Origin of the sequence: Streptomyces sp. T028 (assembly GCF_048159505.1) — a bacterium.
Classification (GTDB): Bacteria; Actinomycetota; Actinomycetes; order Streptomycetales; family Streptomycetaceae; genus Streptomyces.
In genome coordinates, this window is the sequence record NZ_JBLRVZ010000054.1 from 35,886 (window position 1) to 58,636 (window position 22,751).

Annotated in this window: 18 protein-coding genes; 6 read left to right on the top strand and 12 right to left on the bottom strand. The window is 71.0% G+C overall.

Features of this window, described 5'->3' with window-relative positions; all coding sequences use genetic code 11:
• The first annotated feature begins 98 nt into the window (after nucleotides 1–98).
• Both ACLZN2_RS42040 and ACLZN2_RS42045 read left to right on the top strand, forming a co-directional pair.
• Nucleotides 99–746, top strand: coding sequence for an ABC transporter ATP-binding protein (locus tag ACLZN2_RS42040; protein WP_416985042.1), 648 nt, complete (start codon nucleotides 99–101; stop codon nucleotides 744–746).
• Complete coding sequence (locus ACLZN2_RS42045) at nucleotides 743–3,037, top strand: FtsX-like permease family protein (RefSeq protein WP_416985020.1); 2,295 nt, start codon at nucleotides 743–745, stop codon at nucleotides 3,035–3,037. The genes ACLZN2_RS42040 and ACLZN2_RS42045 overlap by 4 nt, the downstream gene beginning before the upstream one ends.
• Before the next feature lie 131 nt (nucleotides 3,038–3,168).
• Here ACLZN2_RS42045 and ACLZN2_RS42050 read toward each other — a convergent pair whose 3' ends face one another.
• The 3 genes from ACLZN2_RS42050 to ACLZN2_RS42060 are packed head-to-tail and all read right to left on the bottom strand — an operon-like array spanning nucleotide 3,169 to nucleotide 6,147.
• Complete coding sequence (locus tag ACLZN2_RS42050) at nucleotides 3,169–3,711, bottom strand: MOSC domain-containing protein (protein ID WP_416985022.1); 543 nt, start codon at nucleotides 3,709–3,711, stop codon at nucleotides 3,169–3,171.
• 58 nt (nucleotides 3,712–3,769) lie between these two features.
• A complete protein-coding gene (locus ACLZN2_RS42055; protein WP_416985023.1) occupies nucleotides 3,770–5,542 on the bottom strand; it encodes a SulP family inorganic anion transporter in 1,773 nt (590 codons plus the stop codon).
• Nucleotides 5,539–6,147 carry a carbonic anhydrase gene (locus tag ACLZN2_RS42060; protein ID WP_416985024.1) on the bottom strand — a complete coding sequence of 203 codons (609 nt, stop codon included), beginning with the start codon at nucleotides 6,145–6,147 and terminating at the stop codon, nucleotides 5,539–5,541. The genes ACLZN2_RS42055 and ACLZN2_RS42060 overlap by 4 nt, the downstream gene beginning before the upstream one ends.
• 248 nt (nucleotides 6,148–6,395) lie before the next feature.
• On the opposite strand from ACLZN2_RS42060, the gene ACLZN2_RS42065 reads away from it, so the two are divergent.
• Nucleotides 6,396–7,343 (top strand): winged helix-turn-helix domain-containing protein, encoded by a 948-nt coding sequence (locus ACLZN2_RS42065; protein WP_416985025.1) that lies wholly within the window; start codon nucleotides 6,396–6,398, stop codon nucleotides 7,341–7,343.
• A complete protein-coding gene (locus tag ACLZN2_RS42070) occupies nucleotides 7,343–8,869 on the top strand; it encodes a sensor histidine kinase (RefSeq protein WP_416985026.1) in 1,527 nt (508 codons plus the stop codon). The genes ACLZN2_RS42065 and ACLZN2_RS42070 overlap by 1 nt, the downstream gene beginning before the upstream one ends.
• An 81-nt stretch (nucleotides 8,870–8,950) precedes the next feature.
• Here the strand turns inward: ACLZN2_RS42070 and nirD are convergent, their stop codons facing one another.
• The 8 genes from nirD to ACLZN2_RS42110 all read right to left on the bottom strand — a co-directional run bounded on the left by nirD (nucleotide 8,951) and on the right by ACLZN2_RS42110 (nucleotide 17,173).
• A complete protein-coding gene (gene nirD, locus ACLZN2_RS42075) occupies nucleotides 8,951–9,304 on the bottom strand; it encodes a nitrite reductase small subunit NirD (protein ID WP_416985028.1) in 354 nt (117 codons plus the stop codon).
• Nucleotides 9,301–11,895 carry a nitrite reductase large subunit NirB gene (gene nirB / locus ACLZN2_RS42080; RefSeq protein WP_416985029.1) on the bottom strand — a complete coding sequence of 865 codons (2,595 nt, stop codon included), beginning with the start codon at nucleotides 11,893–11,895 and terminating at the stop codon, nucleotides 9,301–9,303. Before nirB ends, nirD begins: the two co-directional genes overlap by 4 nt.
• Nucleotides 11,895–13,109: an NAD(P)/FAD-dependent oxidoreductase gene (locus ACLZN2_RS42085; RefSeq protein WP_416985030.1), complete on the bottom strand. Its 1,215-nt coding sequence runs from the start codon at nucleotides 13,107–13,109 to the stop codon at nucleotides 11,895–11,897. Before ACLZN2_RS42085 ends, nirB begins: the two co-directional genes overlap by 1 nt.
• 170 nt (nucleotides 13,110–13,279) lie before the next feature.
• A complete protein-coding gene (locus ACLZN2_RS42090; protein ID WP_416985031.1) occupies nucleotides 13,280–13,957 on the bottom strand; it encodes a biliverdin-producing heme oxygenase in 678 nt (225 codons plus the stop codon).
• Nucleotides 13,954–15,072: a polyprenyl synthetase family protein gene (locus ACLZN2_RS42095; protein WP_416985032.1), complete on the bottom strand. Its 1,119-nt coding sequence runs from the start codon at nucleotides 15,070–15,072 to the stop codon at nucleotides 13,954–13,956. The genes ACLZN2_RS42090 and ACLZN2_RS42095 overlap by 4 nt, the downstream gene beginning before the upstream one ends.
• A gap of 140 nt (nucleotides 15,073–15,212) precedes the next feature.
• Nucleotides 15,213–15,866, bottom strand: coding sequence for a class F sortase (locus ACLZN2_RS42100; protein WP_416985033.1), 654 nt, complete (start codon nucleotides 15,864–15,866; stop codon nucleotides 15,213–15,215).
• A 132-nt stretch (nucleotides 15,867–15,998) separates the two neighbouring features.
• Nucleotides 15,999–16,526: a hypothetical protein gene (locus ACLZN2_RS42105; RefSeq protein ID WP_416985034.1), complete on the bottom strand. Its 528-nt coding sequence runs from the start codon at nucleotides 16,524–16,526 to the stop codon at nucleotides 15,999–16,001.
• Between the two features lie 209 nt (nucleotides 16,527–16,735).
• On the bottom strand, nucleotides 16,736–17,173 hold the full coding sequence (locus ACLZN2_RS42110) for a gamma-glutamylcyclotransferase family protein (protein ID WP_416985036.1): 438 nt from the start codon (nucleotides 17,171–17,173) through the stop codon (nucleotides 16,736–16,738).
• Nucleotides 17,174–17,327: 154 nt separating this feature from the next.
• Here ACLZN2_RS42110 and ACLZN2_RS42115 point away from each other — a divergent pair, with 154 nt between their 5' ends.
• The gene (locus tag ACLZN2_RS42115) at nucleotides 17,328–18,974 is read left to right on the top strand and encodes a M4 family metallopeptidase (RefSeq protein WP_416985037.1); all 1,647 of its coding nucleotides are present in this window, start codon (nucleotides 17,328–17,330) and stop codon (nucleotides 18,972–18,974) included.
• Nucleotides 18,975–19,126: 152 nt separating this feature from the next.
• Nucleotides 19,127–19,861, top strand: a complete 735-nt coding sequence (locus tag ACLZN2_RS42120; RefSeq protein ID WP_416985038.1) for a DUF6215 domain-containing protein — start codon at nucleotides 19,127–19,129, stop codon at nucleotides 19,859–19,861.
• A 39-nt stretch (nucleotides 19,862–19,900) separates the two neighbouring features.
• On the opposite strand, the gene ACLZN2_RS42125 is transcribed toward ACLZN2_RS42120, so the two are convergent.
• Complete coding sequence (locus tag ACLZN2_RS42125; RefSeq protein ID WP_416985039.1) at nucleotides 19,901–22,456, bottom strand: molybdopterin oxidoreductase family protein; 2,556 nt, start codon at nucleotides 22,454–22,456, stop codon at nucleotides 19,901–19,903.
• Nucleotides 22,457–22,751 lie beyond the last annotated feature (295 nt).

The following is a 22,751-nucleotide window of genomic DNA, read 5'->3' on the forward strand; positions in this document are numbered from 1 at the left end:
TCTGTACCCAGAGCCCAGATGCCCGCATCTGGGCTCCCGCTCGTCATAGGGGAGCCATCATCAACACGTCAGAAGTCTTGTCTGCCGTGGGCGTCGATCTGTTCTACGGTGAGACGCCTGCCGTGAGGAACGCCCAAATCACCCTGCGTCGCGGCGAAGTCGCGGCTATCACGGGGCAGAGCGGATCCGGAAAGTCCTCATTGCTGTACTGCCTTGCGGGGGTCCTTCCCGTGGCGCGGGGTGAGGTTCGCTTCGAGGGGCGCACCCTCGGCGAACTCGACGATGAGGAACTCAGCGCGCTGCGCCGTGAGCGCTTCGGGTTTGTCTTTCAGTACGGCGAGCTTCTCCCGGAGCTGACCGTGGAGGAGAACACGGCCCTGCCGCTGCGTCTGGCCGGGCAGCGCAAGGCGGAGGCGCTTACTGCCGCTGGGAAGGTTCTTGGTCGGCTGGGTCTCGCCGACCTGCGGCAGCGCCGCCCCTCTCAGGTGTCCGGAGGGCAGAGCCAACGCGTGGCGGTTGCAAGGGCGTTGGTGCATCAGCCGGCCGTTGTCTTCGCCGATGAGCCAACCGGATCGCTCGACAGCGCAAACGCCACGGCCGTACTGGAGGAGTTTCTGTCCCTGGCACGGTCGCAAGGGACGGCCGTAGTGCTTGTCACGCACGATGCGGACGTGGCCGCCCGTGCTGACAGCCAGTACGCGATGCGCGACGGTGTTCTCTCGGCATTGTCGGAGGAGAGGGCGTGAAGGAACTCCTGCTGGGCCTGCGACTGTTGCTGGGCAGCGGGCCGGGTAACCGCGTGCGGTTCTTCCTCATGGCGGGGGGAAGCGCCGTCGGAGTGTGCTGCCTGGCCATGGTGCTTGCGATTCCTGGAATCCTGGCAGCACAGGACGGACGCAAGGCTGCACGTGAGGCCGACTGCCCCCTAAACGATCAGCGAGTCTGCGCTGGCGCCAAAAGAGCTCCCCTTGAACTCGAGCTGACTGATCCATACGGTGCTCGGCCCATGACCCGCGTCTTCCATGCGCCGGGTGCTTCCGCCATCGATCCACCGCCCGGTTTGAACGAACTGCCTTCGCCTGGCGAGATGTTCGTATCGCCCAGACTGCATGAAGCGCTGAAGAAGGAACCTGCTCTCGCTCAACTGGTGCCGGGGCGGGAGAGGGGGCTCATCGGCGCGCAGGGGCTGGCCCACCCCGATGAGTTGTACGCGTACATCGGCGTGGCGCGGGACGATCTGAAGGATGGTCGGCCCGTAACGTCATACGGGAAGCCCTATACACATGATGAAACGGTGGAGCCCTCGACGCTGGACATCGTCCGATTCACCCTTGCAGGTGTCGTGCTGCTTCCATTGGCCGTCTATCTGTCCGTGTGCGCGCGGTTGTCCGCTGCCGCGCGGGCTCGTCGGCTTGCTGCCCTGCGGTTGGTCGGGCTGAGCAAGAAGGGCGTTCAGCGCGTCAACGCGGCCGAGACGGTCGCTGCGGCTCTGCTTGGAGCGGTACTCGGCCTGGGGAGTTATGCGGCGGTCAACCAACTCATCTCCCGCGTCGGTCTTCCTGGTTTCCGGTGGTATCCGTCCGACGGATCGTTGTCCCTGTCCGCCACCCTTGTCTGCCTGATCGGTTGTCCAGCGCTTGCTTGGGTCGCCGGAGCGGTCGGAGCCAGAAAGGCTGCGGCGAACCCGCTGGCTGTGAGGCGTAGCGGGGTTGAGAAGCCGCCGGCCAAGTGGGGGCTCCTCCCACTCCTTCCAGGACTGGGTATCGTCACCGGATACTGCGTGGCGGGCGCGACAGGGCACGCGCCTCGGGACACCTCACTCTCATCGATCTTGATGCCGCTCGCGGTTGTCCTGGTAGGCATCGGACTCGTGCTGTCGCTCCCGATCCTCTCCCGGAGCCTGGCCCGGAGGGTGGCGCACACCAGTCGCTCGCTGCCACTAGGTCTGGCGATGAGACGCAACGAGGTGGAACCGGGTGGCGTCCTGAGGGTTGCGACGGGACTCGTGCTACTGGTGTACGCCGCGTCGCTGGCGCAGGGTGTACTGATCGAGCTGGACCAGGTCTCCAAGAACACCTCGCCCGTTCAGTCGTACGAACTCTCTTTGCACGACGTCACCCAGGAGCGGCAGAGGGCCTTCGAGGCCGTAGCGGGTGTGCGTGGGCACGGGATGCATACCCATTCTTGGTCTGACCCGGAAGTCGAATTTCCACCTGTGATCTACGCCATGGTCGCCACGTGTGATCAGCTTCGCGGGATGGTTCCCGGTATCGGACAGTGCCTGGAGGGGCGACCTTTCCGGGTGGTGAACCCGCAGGAGCTCTACAACGATGACAGCAGGCCCGGTGCAAACTTTCCGTTCCATCTCAGGAACGCGGCTGGCGAACGGCATGTGACGACTGTTCGGGTACCGAATGCGCAGGTGATCTTCCATGATGAAGCCGGAATTTCGCCACTGAGTAGCGGTGATGTGATCATCCCTCCGTCCTACCTGCCTGATGGTTTCCGGCCTGAGGACGCCACCCTCATTCTGGCCAGCAGCTCGGCTCCTGATACCGTCCGCTCGGTCTTGGACGGTATCGGCGGGGTCGATCCGACCGCGAAGGTCGATACGCCTGGCGTCGTGGTGACCGCCCTTCAGCAGATCACCGTGGTCAAGACGATCCTCGCCATGGGTATGGTTCTCGGTCTGATCATCGGTATGGCCGCATACCTTGTTGCCGCTGCTGACCGTGCAGTTGAGCGCCGACCGCAGGTCACCGCCCTCGCCTTGCTCGGCGCGCGGCCCCGTACACTACGAGCCGTGCAGGTGACACAGGTCGTCTTGCCGCTCGCCGTAGGTCTGGCGCTGGCGGTCGTCGCCGGCAAGGCGGCCGAGTCCAGCTATCTCGTCACCGGTGGGGGAGCGGTTTTCTGGGACGGGGCCGGGGTGCCATTGCTGCTGGCCTGCGCCCTTGGGGCCGTAGTGATCGCCGCCCTTGGGTCCCTGCCGTTGATCGGACGGCGGATCGACCCCGAGCTGATCCGACGGGACTGACGGCCGGGAGACGCGGGGAGCAGAGGGACGGCACTTGCATAGTGTCGTGAGAGTCTCAGCGACACGCCGCCGGCACGGCGTGTCGCTGAGACTGTGCGCACACTTTGCGCCCCGCCCGCTTTCCTGGCTGGTCAGACCCGGTCCAGGGGGCGGTGCGGACCGTTGGGGAGTTCCCATTCGATCGCGTCGCCGGGGCGCACCACGCCGCCTTCCCTCACGATGCTCATGATTCCGGCCTTGCGCACGATGTTCCCCGCCTCGTCGCGGCCGACGACCTGCTTCAGCAGTCCGCCCTGGAAGTTGTCGATCTGCAGGCAGGGATTGCGCAGGCCGGTGACTTCCAGGACCGCGGAGTCTCCGATGCGCAGCAACGTGCCGACCGGCAGACCGAGCAGATCGATACCGCGCGTGGTGATGTTCTCGCCGAGTTCGCCGGGCGCGACCTCGAACCCTTCTTCGCCGACCTCGGCGAAGAGCTCCTCATGAATGAGGTGGACCTGGCGCAGGTTCGGCTGGGTGGGATCCTGCGCGACGCGCGAGCGGTGTTTGACCGTCACACCGGCGTGCACGTCCCCCTCCACACCGAGCCCGGCGAGCAGTCTGACGCTGTCCCGGTTCGGCTTGGTGAACGAGTACTCCCCGTTGCTGCTGACCGCCGTCACTCTTCCGCTCATACCTCGGAACCCCCCTCGTAGGTAACCGTGATCAACCACGAGCCTAGCCCCAGCCCCCTCAAAGCCTTCCTGAGTAACCCGGTGTGTACTCCTCCGGCATGGGGGTCGTGTCCAGGTAGAACCACTCGGCGGTCGGGCCGGGGGTGGTGGCGGGGGGAGGGGACCAGTCGGTTTTCGGGTCGGAGGGCCAGGGGGTTTCCTCGGGGGCGGGCGGTGGGGGTTGTTTGGCAGGGCCCGGCATCAGGAGTTCTACCCGTAGGCCCTTGGCGCGCTGCTGGGCGGTGAACTGTTCCACCTGGCTGCGGCAGGCGTGGTCCAGGTGGGTCACGCCGGTGAGGTCGAGGCGGATGCGGGGTCTGCCGGACTCGGCGGCGGACTCCAGGGCCTCGATGACCTGGGGGAGTCGCAGGAAGGTCGCGTTGCCCGCCATGACCACCTTCGCTGTGTCCTCCTCGAGGTGCTGGCGGATCACTGTCTGCGACATGCGGATCGCCGCCAGGACGATGCCCGCCGCCAGGCCGATGAGGACGCCCTCCAGGAGCGCTGTCGCCACGATGACCAGGGTGGTCACTGTCATGACCGCGAACTCGCCTCGGTCCTGCCGCCACATCTTCGGGAACTCCTCGGGGGCGAAGAGTTTCCAGCCGCTGTGGACGAGTACGCCCGCCAGGACCGAGATCGGGATCAGGGCGAGGACCTGGGGGAGGAGGAGAGCGAAGGCCAGCAGCCACAGGCCGTGCAGGGTGCGGGAGATACGGGTCTTCGCACCCGCCTGGACGTTCGCCGAGCTACGGGCCACCACCGCCGTGATGGGGAGCGCGCCGAGCAGACCCGCGACCGTGTTGCCGGCGCCCTGGGCGATCAGCTCGGGGTTGTAACGGGTGCGCGCACCGTCGTGCATACGGTCCACCGCGGCCGCCGTGAACAGGGACTCGGCGGAGGCGATCACCGTGAAGGTGAGGACCGCCGTGATGATTCCGGCGTCCGCCAGGCCCGCGAACTGCTCCGGGCCCGGTACGGTCACCGAGGCCAGCAGGTTGCCCACCTGGAGCGTTCTGATCTCGACGCCCGGGATCGCCGCGATCCCGATGCCGATACCGACCGCGACCAGGGCCGCCGGGATCTTCTTGACCGGGCCCGGTGCTTTCTTCCACAGGAAGCTCAGGACGACCGTGACGGCGGCGAGGCCCGCCGCGATCAGTGCCTGCGGGTCGGCGAAGGTGTCCGTGAGGAGACCCGGGATGCCCGCCATGTTCTCGATCGGGGAGCCGGGCGCCTTCGCGTCCATCGCCGGGTACGCCTGGCTGAACATCAGCGGCAGACCGATGCCGGCCAGCATGCCCTGGACTACGGCGAGCGAGATCGCCTGGAAGAAGCGGCCCAGTCTCACCACGCCCAGCACCATCTGCAGGAGGCCGGAGAACAGGACGATCACGCCCAGCATCGCCACGCCGTACTCCAGCACCGTCTCCGCGACCAGCGCCGCGAGACCGGCGGCCGGACCGCTCACCTGGAGCGTGCTGCCGCGCATCGCGCCCATCACCAGACCGCCGATGACACCCGAGATGATGCCCAGCTCGGCGGGGACACCGGAGGCGACGGCCACACCGATGCAGAGGGGGAGCGCGACCAGGAAGACCACCAGGGACGCGGTGATCTCCGTGGCCAGGTCGGGTTTCGGGCCCTTTTCCTTCCCCTGCCCCTTCCCGGCGGACGGTCCCTTTCCGGCCGTTGGCGCCTTGGCCGTGTCCGTCGTACGGTCCCTCGGGGCGAACGCCCTTGTGTCGCGGGCCCTCGCTCCGCGCGTCCTCGTCGCGTGTGCGCCGCTCATGCCGCGTGCACCCGGAACAGGCCGTCCTCGTCCAGCTCGTGCACCCGGCCGGTGTCCACCTCGTAGTACCAGCCGTGCAGCCGTAGCCGTCCGCTGACGAGCCGTCGGCGTGCGGCCGGGTGACTGCGCAGTACCGCCAGCTGGTTGACGACGTTCAGCTTCGCGACGTCCGGCAACCGGGGATCCTCCATGGCGCCGTCCAGGACGGGGGCCAGTCGCGGCCGGGCCAGTTGCAGCCAGGCGTCCACGCCGGGCAGCTTCGCGGACAGGTCGTCGCCCGACTTGATCGCGCCCATCGCACCGCAGTGGGAGTGGCCACACACCACGATGTCCTGAACGCCGAGCACCTCCAGCGCGTACTCGATGGTGGCGGCCTCGCCCGAGGCGCTCTTCCTGCCGTGCGGCGGAACGATGTTTCCCGCGTTTCGCAGCTCGAATATCTCACCGGGTCGCGCACCCGTTATCAGGGCTGGAATCACCCGTGAGTCGGAGCAGGTGATGAACAATGCCTCGGGGTATTGTCCTTCGGCCAGTCGCTGGTATTCGCCGCTTTCGAAGTCGACCCGCCGTTGGAACGAGCGGGCGCGGTCCAGCAGTGCCTTCATGAATCCTCCCGGTGCTTGCGTCCCAGGTCAACACCGTAGAGGGGGCTGTGCCAGGCGAAGGTTAGAGGAACACTAAACCGCCGACAAAAATGGGACAGTTTTCGTCTCGTGTCATCCCCGGCTGAGCCGCTTCTCACAATCCTCGGATCGATACGGCGTTTTATCGGTCGCTCTTGTAGCGTGGCCTGTCCACGGAACACGGGAACACGGGAACACGCTAATTCGGTTCACGGGAGAGACGGGAACGCATGGGCGTACGAGTCCTGCTCATCGAGGACGACCACACGATCGCCGAACCGCTCGTCGAGGGTCTCGGACACTTCGGGCTGACGGTGCATCACGTCAGCACCGGGAACGAGGGGTTGAGAGGTCCGTACGGCGATGTCGTCCTGCTCGACCTGGGGTTGCCCGACGTGGACGGCATCGACGTGTGCCGCGGGATCCGGCAGACCTCCGACGTGCCCATCATCATCCTCAGCGCGCGGGGCGAGGAGGCCGACCGGGTGCTGGGTCTCGAACTGGGCGCCGACGACTACCTCGCGAAGCCGTTCAGCATGCGGGAGCTGGTGGCCCGTGTGCGTGCGGTGACCCGGCGGACCCATCGGGGGCTGGCGGAACGGGAGTTCGCGCCACCGGCTCCGGCTCCGGCAGCGCCGCCTGCAGCGCCACCTGCAGCGGGAGTGGAGCCTCTCGGCGGTGCCGTCGGCCCGCTCGTCGTCGACCGGCGGACGCGGCAGGTGTGGGTGGGGGAGCGGGCCGTGACACTGACGCCCAAGGAGTTCGAACTGCTCGCGCTGCTCACCGAGGATCCGGGCGCGGTGTACTCGCGGCAGCAGATCCTCGACCGGGTCTGGGATCCGCACTACGAAGGGCCGACCAAGACACTCGACGTGCATGTCGCCACCCTGAGGCGGAAGCTGGGCAACCCGGCCTGGATCCAGACCCTGCGCGGGGTCGGCTTCCGGCTGGCGGTCCACACCCGGCCGCCCACCCCCGATGACTCACAGCAGTACCAGCCCTCCAGCTACCAGCCCTCCGGCTACCAGCCCTCCAGCTACCCGCTGCCCTCCGACTACGAGTCCTCCGGCTACCAGGACCCGTCCCCCTATCCGGACCCGTACCAGCAGCCCCAGTACGACCACCCCCGCCCCTTCACCCGCCCCCTCCCCACCCCCCACCCCTCGGCGGCCTACTGATGACCCGCCGGCTGCTCCTCAGCTACCTCACGCTCGCCGCTCTGCTCCTGCTCGCCCTGGAGATCCCGCTCGGCTACGTCTACTCGCGGGCCGAGCGCGAGCGGGTGATCAACGCGGCGAAGGACGAGGCGGAGTCGGTGTCGGCGTTCGCCTCACTGTCGGTCTCGGCGGGCCGGGCCGCACAGGATCTGCCCGAGCGTGCCGCGCACTGTGCCGCGCGCATCGGCGGAAAGGTGCTGATCGTCGACCAGGACGGCGTGCTGCTGGCCACCTCGCATCCGCTCGGCGCGGCCGAGGAGTCCCGCCTCGCCGACTGGCCGGGCATCGCCGCCGCACTGCGCGGGACCGCGACGGCTGACGTGCGGACGTCGACCATCGGCGGGGTGGAGTACCTGGCGGTGGCCACCCCCGTACGGCACGGCGCCGAGGAGCAGGGTGCCGTACGGATCACCGTGCCGACGAGGATGGTGGCCGACCGGGTACATCACGTGTGGCTGCTGCTGGGCCTTGGTGGCCTCGCCGCGCTGACCGCCGTCGTCGTGGTCGGGTTCGGCATCGCCCGCTGGACCGGCCGACCCATCCGTGAACTGGAGTACGCCACCAACGAGTTGGCCGTCGGCGGCACCGCCGTACCGGTGGCGATCACCAAGGGGCCGCCGGAGGTGCGCAGTCTGGCCGCCACCTTCAACCGCACCGCCGCTCGTCTGGAACACCTGCTGGCCTCCCAGCGGGCCTTCGCCGGTGAGGCCTCGCACCAGCTGAAGACCCCGCTCGCGGCGCTGCGGCTGCGGCTGGAGAACCTGGAGAACGACATCGCCCTGAACGCCCGGGGCTCGCTCACCGCCGCGCTCACCGAGACCGACCGGCTGGCCCGGATGGTCGAGGGGCTGCTGGCGATGGCCCGGCTCGACGAGAGCGCGGCCGAACGCGAGCCGGTGGACCTGGGGCAGGTGTGCGCGGAACGCCATCGCGCCTGGACCCCGCTGTACGAGCAGCACGGTGTGTGGCTCGCGCTGGCCGGGGACTACACCGGCGAGGTGCTGGCGTTGCCGGGGGCGGTGGAGCAGATCCTCGACAACCTGCTCTCCAACGCCCTGCGGGTGTCGCCGCCGGGTTCCACGGTCTCCGTCGACCCACGCCGGCCCGCGCTCCAGGAGCGCCGTTTCCCGCACCGTACGTCGAGCCCGGGCTGGGTCGAGCTGCACGTCATGGACGAGGGGCCCGGGATGTCCGAGGAGCAGCGCCGGCGTGCCTTCGACCGGTTCTGGCGTGCTCCGGACGCCCCGAAAGGCGGTACGGGGCTGGGGCTGGCCCTGGTGCAGCGCCTCGCGCACGCGAGCGGGGGCGAGGCGGTCCTACGGCGGGCGCCGCTCGGCGGTCTCGACGCGGTGATCCGGCTGCCGGCGGCACCGGCCCGGGCCGGTGGCGGTAGCGGTGGCGGGGGCGGTGGCGGGGGCGGAGGTACGGCGATCCCCGCACAGCGCCCTGGAAGACCCCTCCAGACGGCGGCACCCGGCGGACGGTGACCCCGCCCCGTCCCGAAAACCGACGGTGACCCGGGTCGACGCTGACCCGGGTCACCGTGGGGCTTCAGAAGTACGCGGAACTCAGGCCGCCGCCCGCACCTCGTACGTCGCGATGCGTACCGTCTCGTCGTCCAGGCACTCGCCCGACACGAGGTCGAAGCGCTGCTTGAGCAGCGGCGAGGCGACGAACGGGCGGCCCTGGTGGGTGCCGGTCAGGCCGCGGGAGAGGACCGCCGCGCCGCCGAACGGGTCGCGGTTGTCGACGGCGTACAGCTCGCCGGCGCGGTCGCGGAAGAGGGCGACCTGGCGGCCGTCGGGCAGCAGCGCGGCCACGCCGCGGCCCGGGGTCAGCGCGGTCAGGTCGCAGACGGTGAACCAGTCCTCGTCCAGGCGCAGCTGGATCTTCAGGTCGGTCGTCTCGGGTGCCAGGGTCATCGCTGGGCGCTCCCTTCCAGGGGACGGTGGCCGATGGTCAGCAGCGGCAGGTCGGGCTTGATCTGGTCGCGCTCGGGGACGAAGCCGACGACCGGGTCGGGGGTGTCCGGGGCGTTGACGAAGGACACGAACCGGGCGAGCTTCTCGGGGTCGTTGATGGTGGTGGCCCATTCGTCGGCGTAGTGCGCCACGTGGGCGGTCATCAGGGACTCCAGCTCCTCGCAGATGCCGAGGGAGTCCTCCACGACCACGTCACGGACGTGGTCCAGGCCGCCGGGGATCCGCTCCAGCCAGGTGGAGGTGCGCTCCAGACGGTCCGCGGTGCGGATGTAGAACATCAGGAAGCGGTCGATCAGGCGGATCAGCTCGGCGTCGGAGAGGTCCTGGGCCAGCAGGTCCGCGTGGCGCGGGGTGGCGCCGCCGTTGCCGCCGACGTACAGGTTCCAGCCGTTGGAGGTGGCGATCACGCCGAAGTCCTTGGACTGGGCCTCGGCGCACTCGCGGGCGCAGCCCGAGACGGCCGACTTGAGCTTGTGGGGGGAGCGCAGTCCCCGGTAGCGCAGCTCCAGGTCGATCGCCATGCGGACGGAGTCCTGGACGCCGTAGCGGCACCAGGTCTGGCCCACGCAGGACTTGACGGTCCGCAGCGACTTTCCGTACGCGTGGCCGGACTCGAAGCCCGCGTCCACCAACCGGGTCCAGATGAGGGGGAGTTGCTCGACCCGGGCGCCGAACATGTCGATCCGCTGGCCGCCGGTGATCTTCGTGTAGAGGCCGAAGTCGCGGGCGATCTCGCCGATCACGATCAGGCCCTCGGGGGTGATCTCACCGCCGGGGATGCGAGGGACGACCGAGTACGAGCCGTTCTTCTGCAGGTTGGCGAGGAAGTGGTCGTTGCTGTCCTGAAGGGCCGCCTGCTCGCCCTCCAGGACGTAGCCGCTCGCGCCGATCGTGGGAGCGAGGGAGGCGATGATCGACGCCACCGTCGGCTTGCAGATCTCGCAGCCGTCGCCGCCCCGGGCGTCCTCGCGGCCGTAGCGGTCGAGGAGGCCCTGGTAGGTGTTGATGCGCAGGGCGAGGACGATCTCGTACAGCTCCTCGCGGGTCTGCGAGAAGCAGCCGCACAGGCCCTTGTCGACCTCGACGCCGGACGCCTCCAGCTCGGCGGTGACCAGCTGGCCGAGGACCTTGACGCAACTGCCGCAGCCCGTACCGGCCTTGGTGCACTTCTTGACCTCGGGCACGGTGGTGCACCGGTGCTCGGTGACCGCGCTGCGGATCGCGCCCTTGCTGACGTTGTGGCAGGAGCAGATGACCGCCTCGTCCGGGAGGGCGGACGGGCCGAGCTGGGCGCCGCCGCTCGCACCGGCCGGCAGGACCAGCGACTCGGGGGAGACCGGCGGGACGGAACCGGTGAAGGCCTTCAGCGTGCCGTACGCCTCCGCGTCGCCGACCAGGATGCCGCCGAGCAGCGTGCCGTCGCGGCCGATCACCAGCTTCTTGTACAGGCCCGCGCGGGAGTCGGAGTAGACGACGTCGAGGCAGTCGGAGGTGGTGCCGTGCGCGTCGCCGAAGGAGGCCACGTCCACGCCGAGGAGCTTGAGCTTGGTGGACAGGTCGGCGCCGGTGAAGGCGGCCTCGTCGGCGGCGATGGTTGCCGCGGCCGTCTCCGCCTGCTCGTAACCCGGGGCGACCAGGCCGTAGACCCGGCCGTCCGCCGCCAGCGCGCACTCGCCGATCGCGAACACGTGCGGGTCGTTCACCGTACGGCACTGCTCGTCGACCGCGATGCCGCCGCGCTCGCCGACCGACAGGCCGCAGTCGCGGGCGAGTTGGTCCCTCGGCCGGACACCGGCGCTGAACACCACCAGGTCGGTGGCGAGTTCGGAGCCGTCGGACAGCTTCATACCGGTGACGGCACCGGCGTCGCCGACCACGATCTCCTGCGTGCCCACGCCCGTGTGGACGGTCAGGCCCATCTCCTCGATGGTGCGCAGCAGAGCCGCGCCGCCGCCCTCGTCGACCTGCACCGGCATCAGCCGGGGCGCGAACTCCACGATGTGGGAGGTGAGTCCGAGGCCCTTCAGGGCGCCGGCCGCCTCCAGGCCGAGCAGACCGCCGCCGACCACGGCACCCGTCGTCGCGGTCTTCGCGTACTCCTCGATCGCGAGGAGGTCCTCGATCGTGCGGTAGACGAAGCAGCCCTCGGCGTCCTTGTTCGGGACCGGCGGCACGAAGGGGAACGAGCCGGTGGCGAGGACGAGGATGTCGTACTCGAAGACCTGACCCGACTTGGCGGTGACCTTCCGGGCCTCACGGTCGACGCCGACGGCCGGGTCGCCGACGTACAGCTCGATGCCGTGCGTCGCGATGAACTCCATGTCGGTCATCGAGAGGTCCTCGGGGGTCTTGCCCGAGAAGTACGAGGTGAGCGCCACACGGTCGTACGCGGGGCGCGGCTCCTCACAGAGCACGACCACGCGGTGCGTGGCGGTCAGGCCGCGCTCGGCGAGCGCCTCGAGGAAGCGCTGGCCGACCATGCCGTGGCCGACGAGCACGATCGTGGGGGTGGGCCCCGGGGTGGCGGTCATCAGGAGCCTCCATCGTTGGTGAGCAGGTGGAGCAGGGGGCCGCCGTCGGACGGGAGCGGCTCTGCTCCCTCCCAGGCGCGCGCCAGCGCGCCGACGGTGCCGAGTTCGCCGACGAGGACCCCGCCGACCAGGCGGTCGTCGCGGACGACGACCTTGCGGTAGGTCCCCCGGGTGGCGTCGGCGAGCTGCACGACGTCGTCGCCGGGGCGCGGTTCGGTCTCGCCGAACGCGGCGAGGTCGAAGACGCTGTTCCCGGAGAGGGTGAGCCGGGTGAGGACGCGGGTGCCGCCGTAGCGGGCGGCCGGGTCGCCGGCGAGCGACTCGGCGAGGGCGTCGGCCTGTTCGAGCGCCGGCGCGGCGAGGCCGTACACGGTCCCGTCGTGCTGGGCGCAGTCGCCGATCGCGCGGATGTGCGGGTCGGAGGTGCGCAGTTCGTCGTCGACCAGAATGCCCTTGTGGACGGCGAGCCCCGCCTCCTTGGCGAGACCGGCGCGCGGGGAGACCCCGCAGGCCAGCACCACCAGATCGGCGTCGAGGGCGTAGCCGTCGGACATCTCGACGGAGCGGACCGCGCCGCCGACGCAGCGCACGTCGCGCACCCGGCACTCGGTGTGGACCTCGACGCCGAGGTCCCTGAGGTGGCGCAGGACCAGCGCGGAGGCGCCGGGGTCGAGCTGGCGTTCCATGAGCCGCTCGGACTGCTGGGCGAGGACGACCTGCGCGCCGCGCATCGCGAGGGCACGGGCCGCGGAGACCCCGAGGAGCCCGCCGCCGATGACGACCGCGCGCACGCCGGGCCGTACGGCCTTCGACAGGCCCAGGCAGTCGTCCATGGTGCGGAACGCGTGGACGCCCTCGGGCAGCACGTGGTCGGGGGTGAACAGTCCGCGCAGGGGCGGCAGCACCGGGTTGGAGCCGGTGGCGAGGACCAGCGTGTCGTATGCGATCTCCGAGCCGTCCGCGCAGGCCACGGTCTGCCGGGTACGGTCGATGCCGGTGACCTTGGCCCGGACCAGTCCGGCGGGCGCGGGCAGCGCGATCACCTCGGGGGCGTACCGGCCGGCCAGCACCTCGGCGAGCAGGACCCGGTTGTACGGGCGGTGCTCCTCGTCGCCGACGAGCAGCGCGGGCCTGCCCAGCTCACCGAGCCGGCGGGCGAGTCGTACGCCCGCGAGGCCGGCGCCGATCACCACCACACGCGAATTCGAGGTCATGCCATTGAGCGTGCGGTGCGGAGGTTACCCGGTCGCATCACGGTTGTTTCCCGCGAGGAACGCTGCCCTCAGCGGGGGGCGGGGGTGGGTGTGAGGGTTTCCGGGGCCGGTGGGAGGGGGTGTGTGAGGTCACCCGTGGGGTCCTGATCATGCCCTTCGGCGTGAGGTGGTCAGCAGGTCAGGCCCGTCGACAGGGCTTGGCTGATGGCCGCCGTGTGCCGGTAGGCGCGTTCGGCCGCCGTGAGGACCTGGTCCTGGGCGTCGGGGGCGGTGAGCGTCTCGTCGAGGCGGGCGGTGAGGCGGGTCCAGCGGGCGCGGTCGCCGCTGCCGTAGTAGGCGAGTCCGTCCGTGCCGGTCAGCCGGTAGGCGGCGCTGACGTAGCGGCGCAGGAACAGCGCGCCCAGGGTGGAGCCCTCCAGGACGTACAGGAAGCCGAGCAGCTCGCGGGGGGTGTCCGCCGCGGTCCGCCGTATCTCGTCCGCGAAGGAACGGGACTCCTCGGCCGCCCATCGCTCCGGTGCGGTGCACGACCCGCCGAAGTGGCGCAGGTCGCGTTCGACCAGGGGGAGTTTGACCAGGTCGGGGGACCACACCCGGGTGACGGCGGGGTCGGTGGCGCGGGAGAGCTCGTCCTCCAGGGCCTTCAGCACCGTCCGTTGGGCCGCCAGCTGGCCGACGTACCGGTCCAGGGGGAGGGTTCCGGCGAGCATCGCGAGCGCGAAACCGGTGGCCTCCAGGGCGTCGTGCCACGCGCGCGTGCCGGAACGCAGACGCTCGGCCGCGGTGGCCCTCGCGGGCTGGTCTGCCGGTGCGGGTTGGTCCGGCCTCGTGGGTCGGTGTGCCGTCATACGGGGCTCCCGCGCCGGACCGTCTCCAGGAGGCGGTCGATGAGATGGCCCTTGCGTTCGATCGTCAGGTCGAAGTAGGCGGCGCTCGGCTCGGACCGGCACACACCGTGCACGGCGTCCTTCGCCGTCCGCTTCAGCTCGACCGCCTCGGCGGCCAGCGCGCCGACGGTCTCCCGCAGGCGGGGATGGCCGAGCACGAAGCCCTTCAGGTCCCCGCCGTCGGGTTCCCGGGAACCGAGCAGCTCCAGGAACACCCGGTTGCCGAGCGCGTCGAAGTCCTCGTGGGTGTTCGCGCCGCCGAACTCCGGTACGACGTCGGTGAGATCGTTGAACAACTGGCTCGCCAGTCCGAGCCGACGCATGGCCGAGTCGAGGACGTGCCTGTCCTCCTCGATCACGCCCAGGCCGGCGATCGCCGCGTCGAGCGGCATCCAGAACAACGTCCCGGTCTTCAGGGCCGCCATCGACTCCCAGTACCGCACCCGCTCCTCGTGGGGCGCGGCCAGCAGACCGGCGCGGATGTGCGGCGACCGGGTCGCCAGGTCCGCCGCCTGGCCGGTGAAGCCGTCCGCCACCGCCCGCAGCAGCCGGTCCACCACCGCCGGCTGCGCCGCGTGCCGCAGCGCCGCCGCCACCAGCCAGGAACCGGTGTTGAGCGCCATCGGCACCCCGTGCGTCACATGCAGCGCGGCCTCGCCGTACCGGACGTCGCTGCCGTCCTGGATGTCGTCCAGCGCGACGGCGGCCTTCAGCAGGACCCGGACGGCCACGGCCGCCCGCCGGATCACCGCCAGGTCCGCCGCGGCCGACTCGTCCCCCGGATCACCGGGAAAACCCCGGTAGTTGCGGTAGGCCCAGTACACCATCGACGGCCGCAGCGGGGCCCTGCCGCCGGGTGCGTCCGCGGTCGGCGGCAGCGCCTGCTGGCCCACCTTGGAGCCGAGGGCGTCCGCCACCGGTTCGTACAGGGCGTGCCGCAGCGCCGCCTCGTACACCGCCTCCGGCGCGCCTCCCGGGACCGGCCCGAGGGCCGGTGAACGGAGGAACTCGCGCAGATCCTCCTCCAGTAGCGCGGCGTCCTGGCGCACGACCGCGTCCACACGCGATAAGTCCATGCTCGATGAGTCCATGCTCCATAAGGCCACGATTGAATGTTGAACATTTCGTGGCTTCTGGTCAAGATTGTCTTCTGAACATGTGGATGAGATATGTGGCGGTTCCTGACCGGTTCCTGACCGGTTGGGCCCGCGGTGCCTCAGTGGCTGCCCGTGAGATGGGCGAACACGACCACGTTGCCCTGGTAGCCGGTCTCCTTCGAGTAGCTTCCGCCGCAGGTGATCACCCGTAGCTCGGGGCGGGCGGCGGCGCCGTAGACCTTCGTGTCGGGGAAGCGGCGGGCGTCGTAGACCTCGACCGCGTCCACGGTGAAGACGGCGACCGTGCCGTCCCGGCGGTCCACCTCGATGGCGCTGTGCCTGCGCAGGGCGCCGAGGTCGTAGAAGACGGCCGGGCCGTCGGCGTTGTCGACGTGGCCCGCGACGATCGCGGTGCCCCGCTCGCCGGGGGTCGTCCCGGCCTCGTACCAGCCGGCCAGGTTCTTCCGGTCGGCGGGCGGGGCGTCGAGACCACCGGCCGGGGTCAGCGCGAGACCGGTCAGCGGGGCGTCGACATGGAGGGCGGGGATGCGGATCCGGTCGGGCGGGGACGGGGGCAGGGCCGGGTGCGGGGCCGGGGAGGACCGTATACCCGTAAGATCCGTAATACCCGTATCGTCGTCGCCCGTGTGCGCCTGCGCGGCGGACGGCTGGGGCGGGGCGTGCGTCTCGGCGCCGCTGTGCAGCAGCCACGCGCCCGCGCACAGGGCGGTCACGGTGACGCCCGCTATGAGGGTGTTGCCGACCCCGCGCATCGCAACCCTCCTATCCCGTACGGGCCCTTCTCCTACGGGTCGCCCCGTACCCCCCTCCGGGCCGCGAGGGGCGTCGGGCCCGGAGGGGGAGGGGACATGCGGTACCGGTGGACGGACAGCGGAGGGTGTCCGTCAGATCCCGTCGCCTCTCGCCCGGCGATGCAGGAGCCAGGTACCGCCCGCGGCGGCGACGGCGAGTGCCGCCACACCGGCCGCGGTCTGCACGGGGTCGGGGCCGAGTGCGCCGCCGACCCCCGTCTTCACACTTCCGCGCGGAGCCACCGGCTGCCGTGCCGAGGCCAGCGTCACCACCAGGTCCCCGGTGAGCCGCCGACCGCCCCGCGCACACTGCGCGACGATCTCGTACGTCCCCGGCTGCGCGCTCGGCGGCACCCGGAACCCCCCGATCGCCTCGCCCCGGTGCGCGCTCTGTACCAGCGTGAACCGTCCGGCGCCCACCGCGCCCGCGTCGCCCGACGCCGTCCCGTCCGCGCCGCACGCCGCGGTGTTCACCGTGACCGGGTCGCCGGGGACGACGCCGACGGGGTGGATCTCCAGGGTCCCGCCCGCGCCCCGCGCTCCGTACACCGGGACGGCGATCCCGCCCGCGACGGCGACGGCGAGCGCGGTGCCGGTCAGCAGACGGGTGGTACGTCGCATCTGTGCTCCCTCGATCGAGCGCCTCGGATCGCGTTGCTGCCCTTCCGAGGTAAGTCCCCGCACGGCGAGCGCGCTTCCTGAGGGGCCGTCAGGAATGGGATGAACGGGTGTCGGGGCGTGCGCGGGCCGACGGCCGTTTCGGCAGGTCACCGGGGTAGGGGCGGGACGCGGTGGAAAAGCGCCCGGAGGGGGTGTGAACGGGTGACCGTTCAGCGCCGCGCGAGCCAGTCGCCGCCCTCGACCAGTCGTCCCCGGGCGCGCAGCCGGGCGACCACCCGCGGGGCCGCCACGTAGACCCAGGCGAGCGCGGGACCGGCGTCGGCCGTCGTCACCTCGCGGGCCACTCGCTCGTACAGGTTGCGCGGATCGCCGGGCGTGTACTCCTCCAACCGGTCCAGTTCGGCCACCAGTCGCGCGAACGTCCCGGGGCGGGCGGTGACGAGTTCGCCGGCCACGACCCCGCCGGGCTCCTCGACGGCGTACGGGTAGCCGGGGCCGTCGTAGAGCACGGCGCCCGTCAGCCGGGCCGGTTCCTCGCGCAGGGTGCGGCCGCGCAGGAAGAGGTCGTGGTTGACCTCGCCGGGGCGGAGGGTGCCGTAGACGAAGAACGGGAGGCGGGAGTGGGGCGGGGTGGTCGGGGTGCTCACGGAAACGATTCTCTCCTCTCACCGGCCCCTCACGGCTCCTGACCAGAAGCGCTATGGACATGAAATGTCATGCCCACTTAAATCTCACCACGGCTTCATGAGCCTCCCCCACACGCGCCCACCCGGCGCCTTTCCGAGGAGACCGAGCAGACCGATGAGTCGGATACGGCAGCACGTCCGAGGTTCCCGTCTCGCCACCGCCGGCATCGCCGTCACCACGGCGACCCTGCTGGCCGCCGTACTCTCCCCCGCCGCCGACGCGGCCGGCAGACCCACCCGCGCCACCGCGCTCGACCACGCCGCGGCCGCCCTCGCCGACCACGCCGCGAGCCTGGGGCTGACCACCACCCAGGACACCGCCGTCCGGGACGTCGTCATCGACAAGGACGGCACCCAGCACGTCCGCTACGACCGCACCTACCGCGAACTCCCCGTCCTGGGCGGTGACTTCGTGGTCCACCTCGCGCCCGACGGCACCTACCGCAGCGCGAACCGGGCGACGCGGGCGGCGATCTCGCTGCCGACCATCACCCCGAAGCTCTCCGCGCCCAAGGCCGCCGACGCCGCCGTGAACGCCCTGCGCGCCGCCCACCTCGGCGAGACCCTCAAGCAGGTCAAGGCCAAGCCGCAGCTGGTCGTCGACGCCCTGCACGGCACCCCGAAACTGGCCTGGCGGACGAACGCGGTCGGTCTGGACTCCCTCGGCAACCCGGTCGCCCGCACGGTGCTGACCGACGCGCGCACCGGCGACCGGATCGACGCCTGGGACTCCATCGAGACCGCCACGGGCGACGGCAAGTCCCTGTACGGCGGCACGGTCCCGCTGGAGACCACGCTCTCGGGATCCACGTACCAGCTGAAGGACCCGACCCGCGGGAACACGTACACCGGTGACGCGGCCAACAAGACCGACCTGTGCATCTTCGGCATCTGCATCAGCCGCGCCCCCGCGACCCTCTTCACGGACACCGACAACCACTGGGGCACGGGGACGACGTCCGACCGCTCCACCGCCGCGGTCGACGCGCAGTACGGCACCGGCGTGACCTGGGACTACTACAAGAACGTCCACGGCCGCAACGGCATCGGCAACGACGGCAAGGGCTCCTACAACCGCGTCCACTACGGCAACAGCTACAACAACGCCTTCTGGGACGACAGTTGCTTCTGCATGACGTACGGCGACGGCGACGGCACCCAGCTCGGCCCGCTCGTCGGGCTGGACGTGGCCGGCCACGAGATGTCCCACGGCGTGACGTCCAAGACCGCCAACCTGACCTACTCGGGCGAGTCCGGCGGCCTGAACGAGGCCACCTCCGACATCTTCGGCTCGCTGGTGGAGTTCTACGCGAACAACTCCTCCGACGCCGGTGACTATCTGATCGGCGAGAAGATCGTCCGCTCCGGGTTCGGCCGGGACGCCCTGCGCTACATGGACAAGCCGAGCAAGGACGGCAACTCCGCGGACTCCTGGAGCAGTTCGGTCGGCAACCTCGACGTCCACTACTCCTCCGGCGTCGCCAACCACTTCGCCTACCTCCTCGCGGAGGGCAGCGGCTCCAAGACCATCAACGGAGTCACCTACAACTCCCCGACGTCCAACGGCTCCACGGTCACCGGGATCGGCCGGGACAAGCTGGGCGCCATCTGGTACCGGGCGCTGACGGTCTACATGACCTCGTCGACGAACTACGCGGGCGCGCGGACGGCGACCCTCAACGCCGCCCGTGACCTCTACGGCTCCGGCAGCACCGAGTACAGCACGGTCGCCGCGGCCTGGAGCGCCGTGAACGTGAACTGAGCCCGGGGGGTTGGCCGTTCGACTGCGGCCGGTGTGCGGGGAGTGCGTGAAGAGGGTGTGAAAACTACTCGCTTTGCCGCGCACCGGTCACCCGTTAGGCTCCCCCAGCGCGCAACTGGCGCGACCAGGGGGAACCGGGGGTAACAGGGGACATGGCCGAGGAAGCCGAGACAGTCAGGGTGGCCGAGAGGGGCCCGAACGCGTGGGTGCAGATCACCTCGGCGTTCGTCGTGGTGGCGGCGCTGATGGCGGGCCTGTGGAAGCTCCAGCAGATCGAGCGTGTGGAGCAGAGCGCACCCGCCGCGCCCACCGGACCGATCTCCTGCTCGGCGGCGACGCCCACAGGGATGCCGACGATGGTGCGGGCGGGCGTGAAGTACGTCTCCGCGAACCAGCTCTGCCAGGCGCTGAACCGTCCGGACCTGGCCACGCTGCTCGGCACACCGGGGGAGAAGGCGCTGTCGTACGGCGGCGGTGACGAATCGGTCGCCCTGGGCGGCGCCGACATCCCCGCACCGGAGATGAACGTCACGCTGACCACGTACTCCGTCCAGCTCTCGGCGTCCTTCGACCACTTCGCCGTCAAGGACATGGCGGACCTGGTGGGCGGCGACGCGCGGGAGCGCACATTCCTCGGGCGCCCGGCGGTGCTGTACTCGGACCGGACCTACGCCTTCCTCTTCGGCCTCCGTCCCGACGACGCCAGGACCTCCAGCGCCCCCGGCCACCCCACGCGCAGACTGGTGGTCGCCCGGGACCCGAAGGACGGCGGCGGTTCCTACGACATCGCCATCTGGCGCCAGGACTCCACACCCCCGGACGACGCGGTGCTCCTCCGGCTCGCCCAGCGCATCCTGCCGACCCTCCCGGGGTGGACCGGCTCCTGAGAGCCTGTGGGCCGACGCCGAGTGCGGCGAAGGACCCGGCTACGGCGCGGCGATCTCCACCCGCACCGCGCACACCTTGAACTCCGGCATGCGCGAGGTCGGGTCCAGGGCCGGGTTGGTGAGGGTGTTGGCGCGGCCCTCGCCGGGCCAGTGGAAGGGCATGAAGACCGTGTCCGGGCGGATCCCGGTGGTGATGCGGGCGGGGGCCACGGCCCGGCCGCGCCGGGACACCACGGCCACCGGATCACCCTCGGCCGCCCCGAGCCGCGCCGCGAGCCGCGGGTGCAGCTCCACGAACGGGCCGGGCGCGGCGGCGTTCAGCTCGTCCACCCGGCGGGTCTGCGCACCCGACTGGTACTGCGAGACGACCCGTCCGGTGGTGAGCAGCACCGGGTACTCGTCGTCCGGCTCCTCGGCGCTCGGACGGTGCGAGACCGGCACGAACCGGGCCCGCCCGTCCGGGGTCGCGAAACGGTCGAGGAAGAGACGGGGGGTGCCCGGGTGGATCGGCTGCGCGGACGCCGGCGCTCGGCCCGCAGTGCCGGGGCGCGCCGCCTCCGCGAGCTCGGCGTCCTGGGCCGGGTCGTCGGGGAGCGCGTCCAGCGCGGCGTCCTCGCAGTCCTCCGGCGAAGCCGAGGCCGAGCCCGAAGCCGAAGCCGAGCCCGAAGCCGAAGCCGAGCCCGAAGCCGAGCCCGAGCCCGAAGCCGAGCCCGAGCCCGAAGCCGAGCCCGAGCCCGAAGCCGAGCCCGAGCCCGAAGCCGAGCCCGAGCCCGAAGCGGAGCCCGAGCCCGAAGCCGAGCCCGAGCCCGAAGCCGAGCCCGAGCCCGAGCCCGAGGCCGAGCCCGAGCCCGAGCCCGAAGCCGAGCCCGAGCCCGAGCCCGAAGCCGAGCCCGAGCCCGAGGCCGGGATCGCCGTCGCCGTTGCCGTCGCCGACGCCGGGATCGTCGCCGACGCCGAAGCCGGTGACGGGTCTGTCACCGACGCCGGGTCCTGCGCCGGGCACGGCCAGAACACGCCGTTCTCCTCCGCCAGCCGGCGATACGTGATCCCGGAGTAGTCCGCGATTCCGCCCGCGCTGGCCCGGCGCAGTTCCTCGAAGACCTCCTCGGGGTCGGTCGGGAAGCCCTTCTCCACGCCCAGCCGGGCCGCGAGCTCGTGCATGACGTGCAGGTCGCTGCGGACGCCGTCCGGCGGGGTGAGCGCCTGCCGGCGCAGCAGCACCCGGCCCTCCAGGTTGGTCGTCGTGCCCGTCTCCTCCGCCCACTGGGTGACCGGCAGGACCACGTCCGCGAGGGCCGCCGTCTCCGAGAGCACCACATCGCAGACCGCGAGGAACTCCAGGGACCGCAGCCGCTCCTCGACATGCGCGGCACGCGGCGCCGACACGACCGGGTTCGACCCCATCAGCAGCAGGGACTTCACGTCCGTACCGAGCGCGTCCAGCAGTTCGTACGCGCTGCGTCCGGGGCCGGGCAGCGCGTCGGGGTCCACGCCCCACACCTCGGCCACGTGCCGGCGCGCCGCCGGGTCGTCCAGCTTGCGGTAGCCGGGCAGCTGGTCGGCCTTCTGGCCGTGCTCGCGCCCGCCCTGCCCGTTGCCCTGGCCGGTGAGACAGCCGTATCCGGACAGCGGCCGGCCCGCGCGGCCCGTGGCCAGGCAGAGGTTGATCCACGCGCCGACGGTGTCGGTCCCCTTGGACTGCTGCTCGGGTCCGCGCGCGGTGAGCACCATCGCGGACTCCGGCTCGCAGAACAGCCGTACGGTCTCCCGGAGCTGGGGAACGGACACCCCCGTGATCCGTTCCACGTACTCCGGCCAGTGGGCCATGGCCGCCGCACGGGCGTCCTCCCAGCCGGTGGTCCGCTCGGCGACGTACTCCTCGTCGACCCGCCCCTCCGCGACGACGAGGTGCAGCAGTCCGAGGGCCAGCGCGAGGTCCGTGCCCGGCCGGGGCGCGAGGTGCAGATCGGCCTGCTCGGCGGTCCTCGTGCGGCGCGGGTCGACGACGATCAGCGTGCCGCCGTTCTCCCGCAGCTCGTGGAAGAAGCGCAGGGACGGCGGCATGGTCTCGGCGAGGTTCGACCCGACGAGGATCACACAGCCCGACCTGGGGATGTCCTCCATCGGGAACGGCAGCCCCCGGTCCAGGCCGAACGCCTTGATGCCGCCCGCCGCCGCCGAGGACATGCAGAAGCGGCCGTTGTAGTCGATCTGCGAGGTGCCGAGCACCACGCGCGCGAACTTGCCGAGCGCGTACGCCTTCTCGTTCGTGAGCCCGCCCCCGCCGAACACGCCGAGCGCGTCGGCGCCGTACGAGGACCGTACGCGGGTCAGCTCCCCGGCGATCCGGTCCAGTGCCTCCTCCCAGGAGGCCGGCACGAGCGCGCCCCCGGAGCGCACCAACGGGGAGGTCAGCCGGACCCCCGGGGCCAGCACCGCCGGCGCCGTACGGCCCTTGCCGCACAGCGCGCCCCGGTTCACCGGGAAGTCGGGGCGCTCGACCACCTCGACGCCCCCCGTGGGCAGGGGCGACAGGGCCATCCCGCACTGCAGGGCGCAGTACGGGCAGTGGGTGGGCGTCGAGGTGGTCCGCATGCGTTTCAGCGTGCTTCGGCCGTGTTACGCCCCGTGCGGTCTCCTGTTACGGCGGTGTGGTGGTGCCCTCCCCGTGGACGGCCGTCCGCCGTGAGGGCCACGCCCGCGCCCGCCGTGAGGGCCCGCCCGCGCCCGCCGTGAGGCACAGGCCGGTCCTCCTCCCAGTCGCCGCCGCACACGAGTTGCCGCTTTGAATCCTCCCCCTCATGACTGAGGGGGATCTCTGGCTCAGGCGGCCTCCGGGAGCGGCGCTCCCGGAGGTCTTACGCCTTCAGCGCCAGCCGGGTTGAGACCA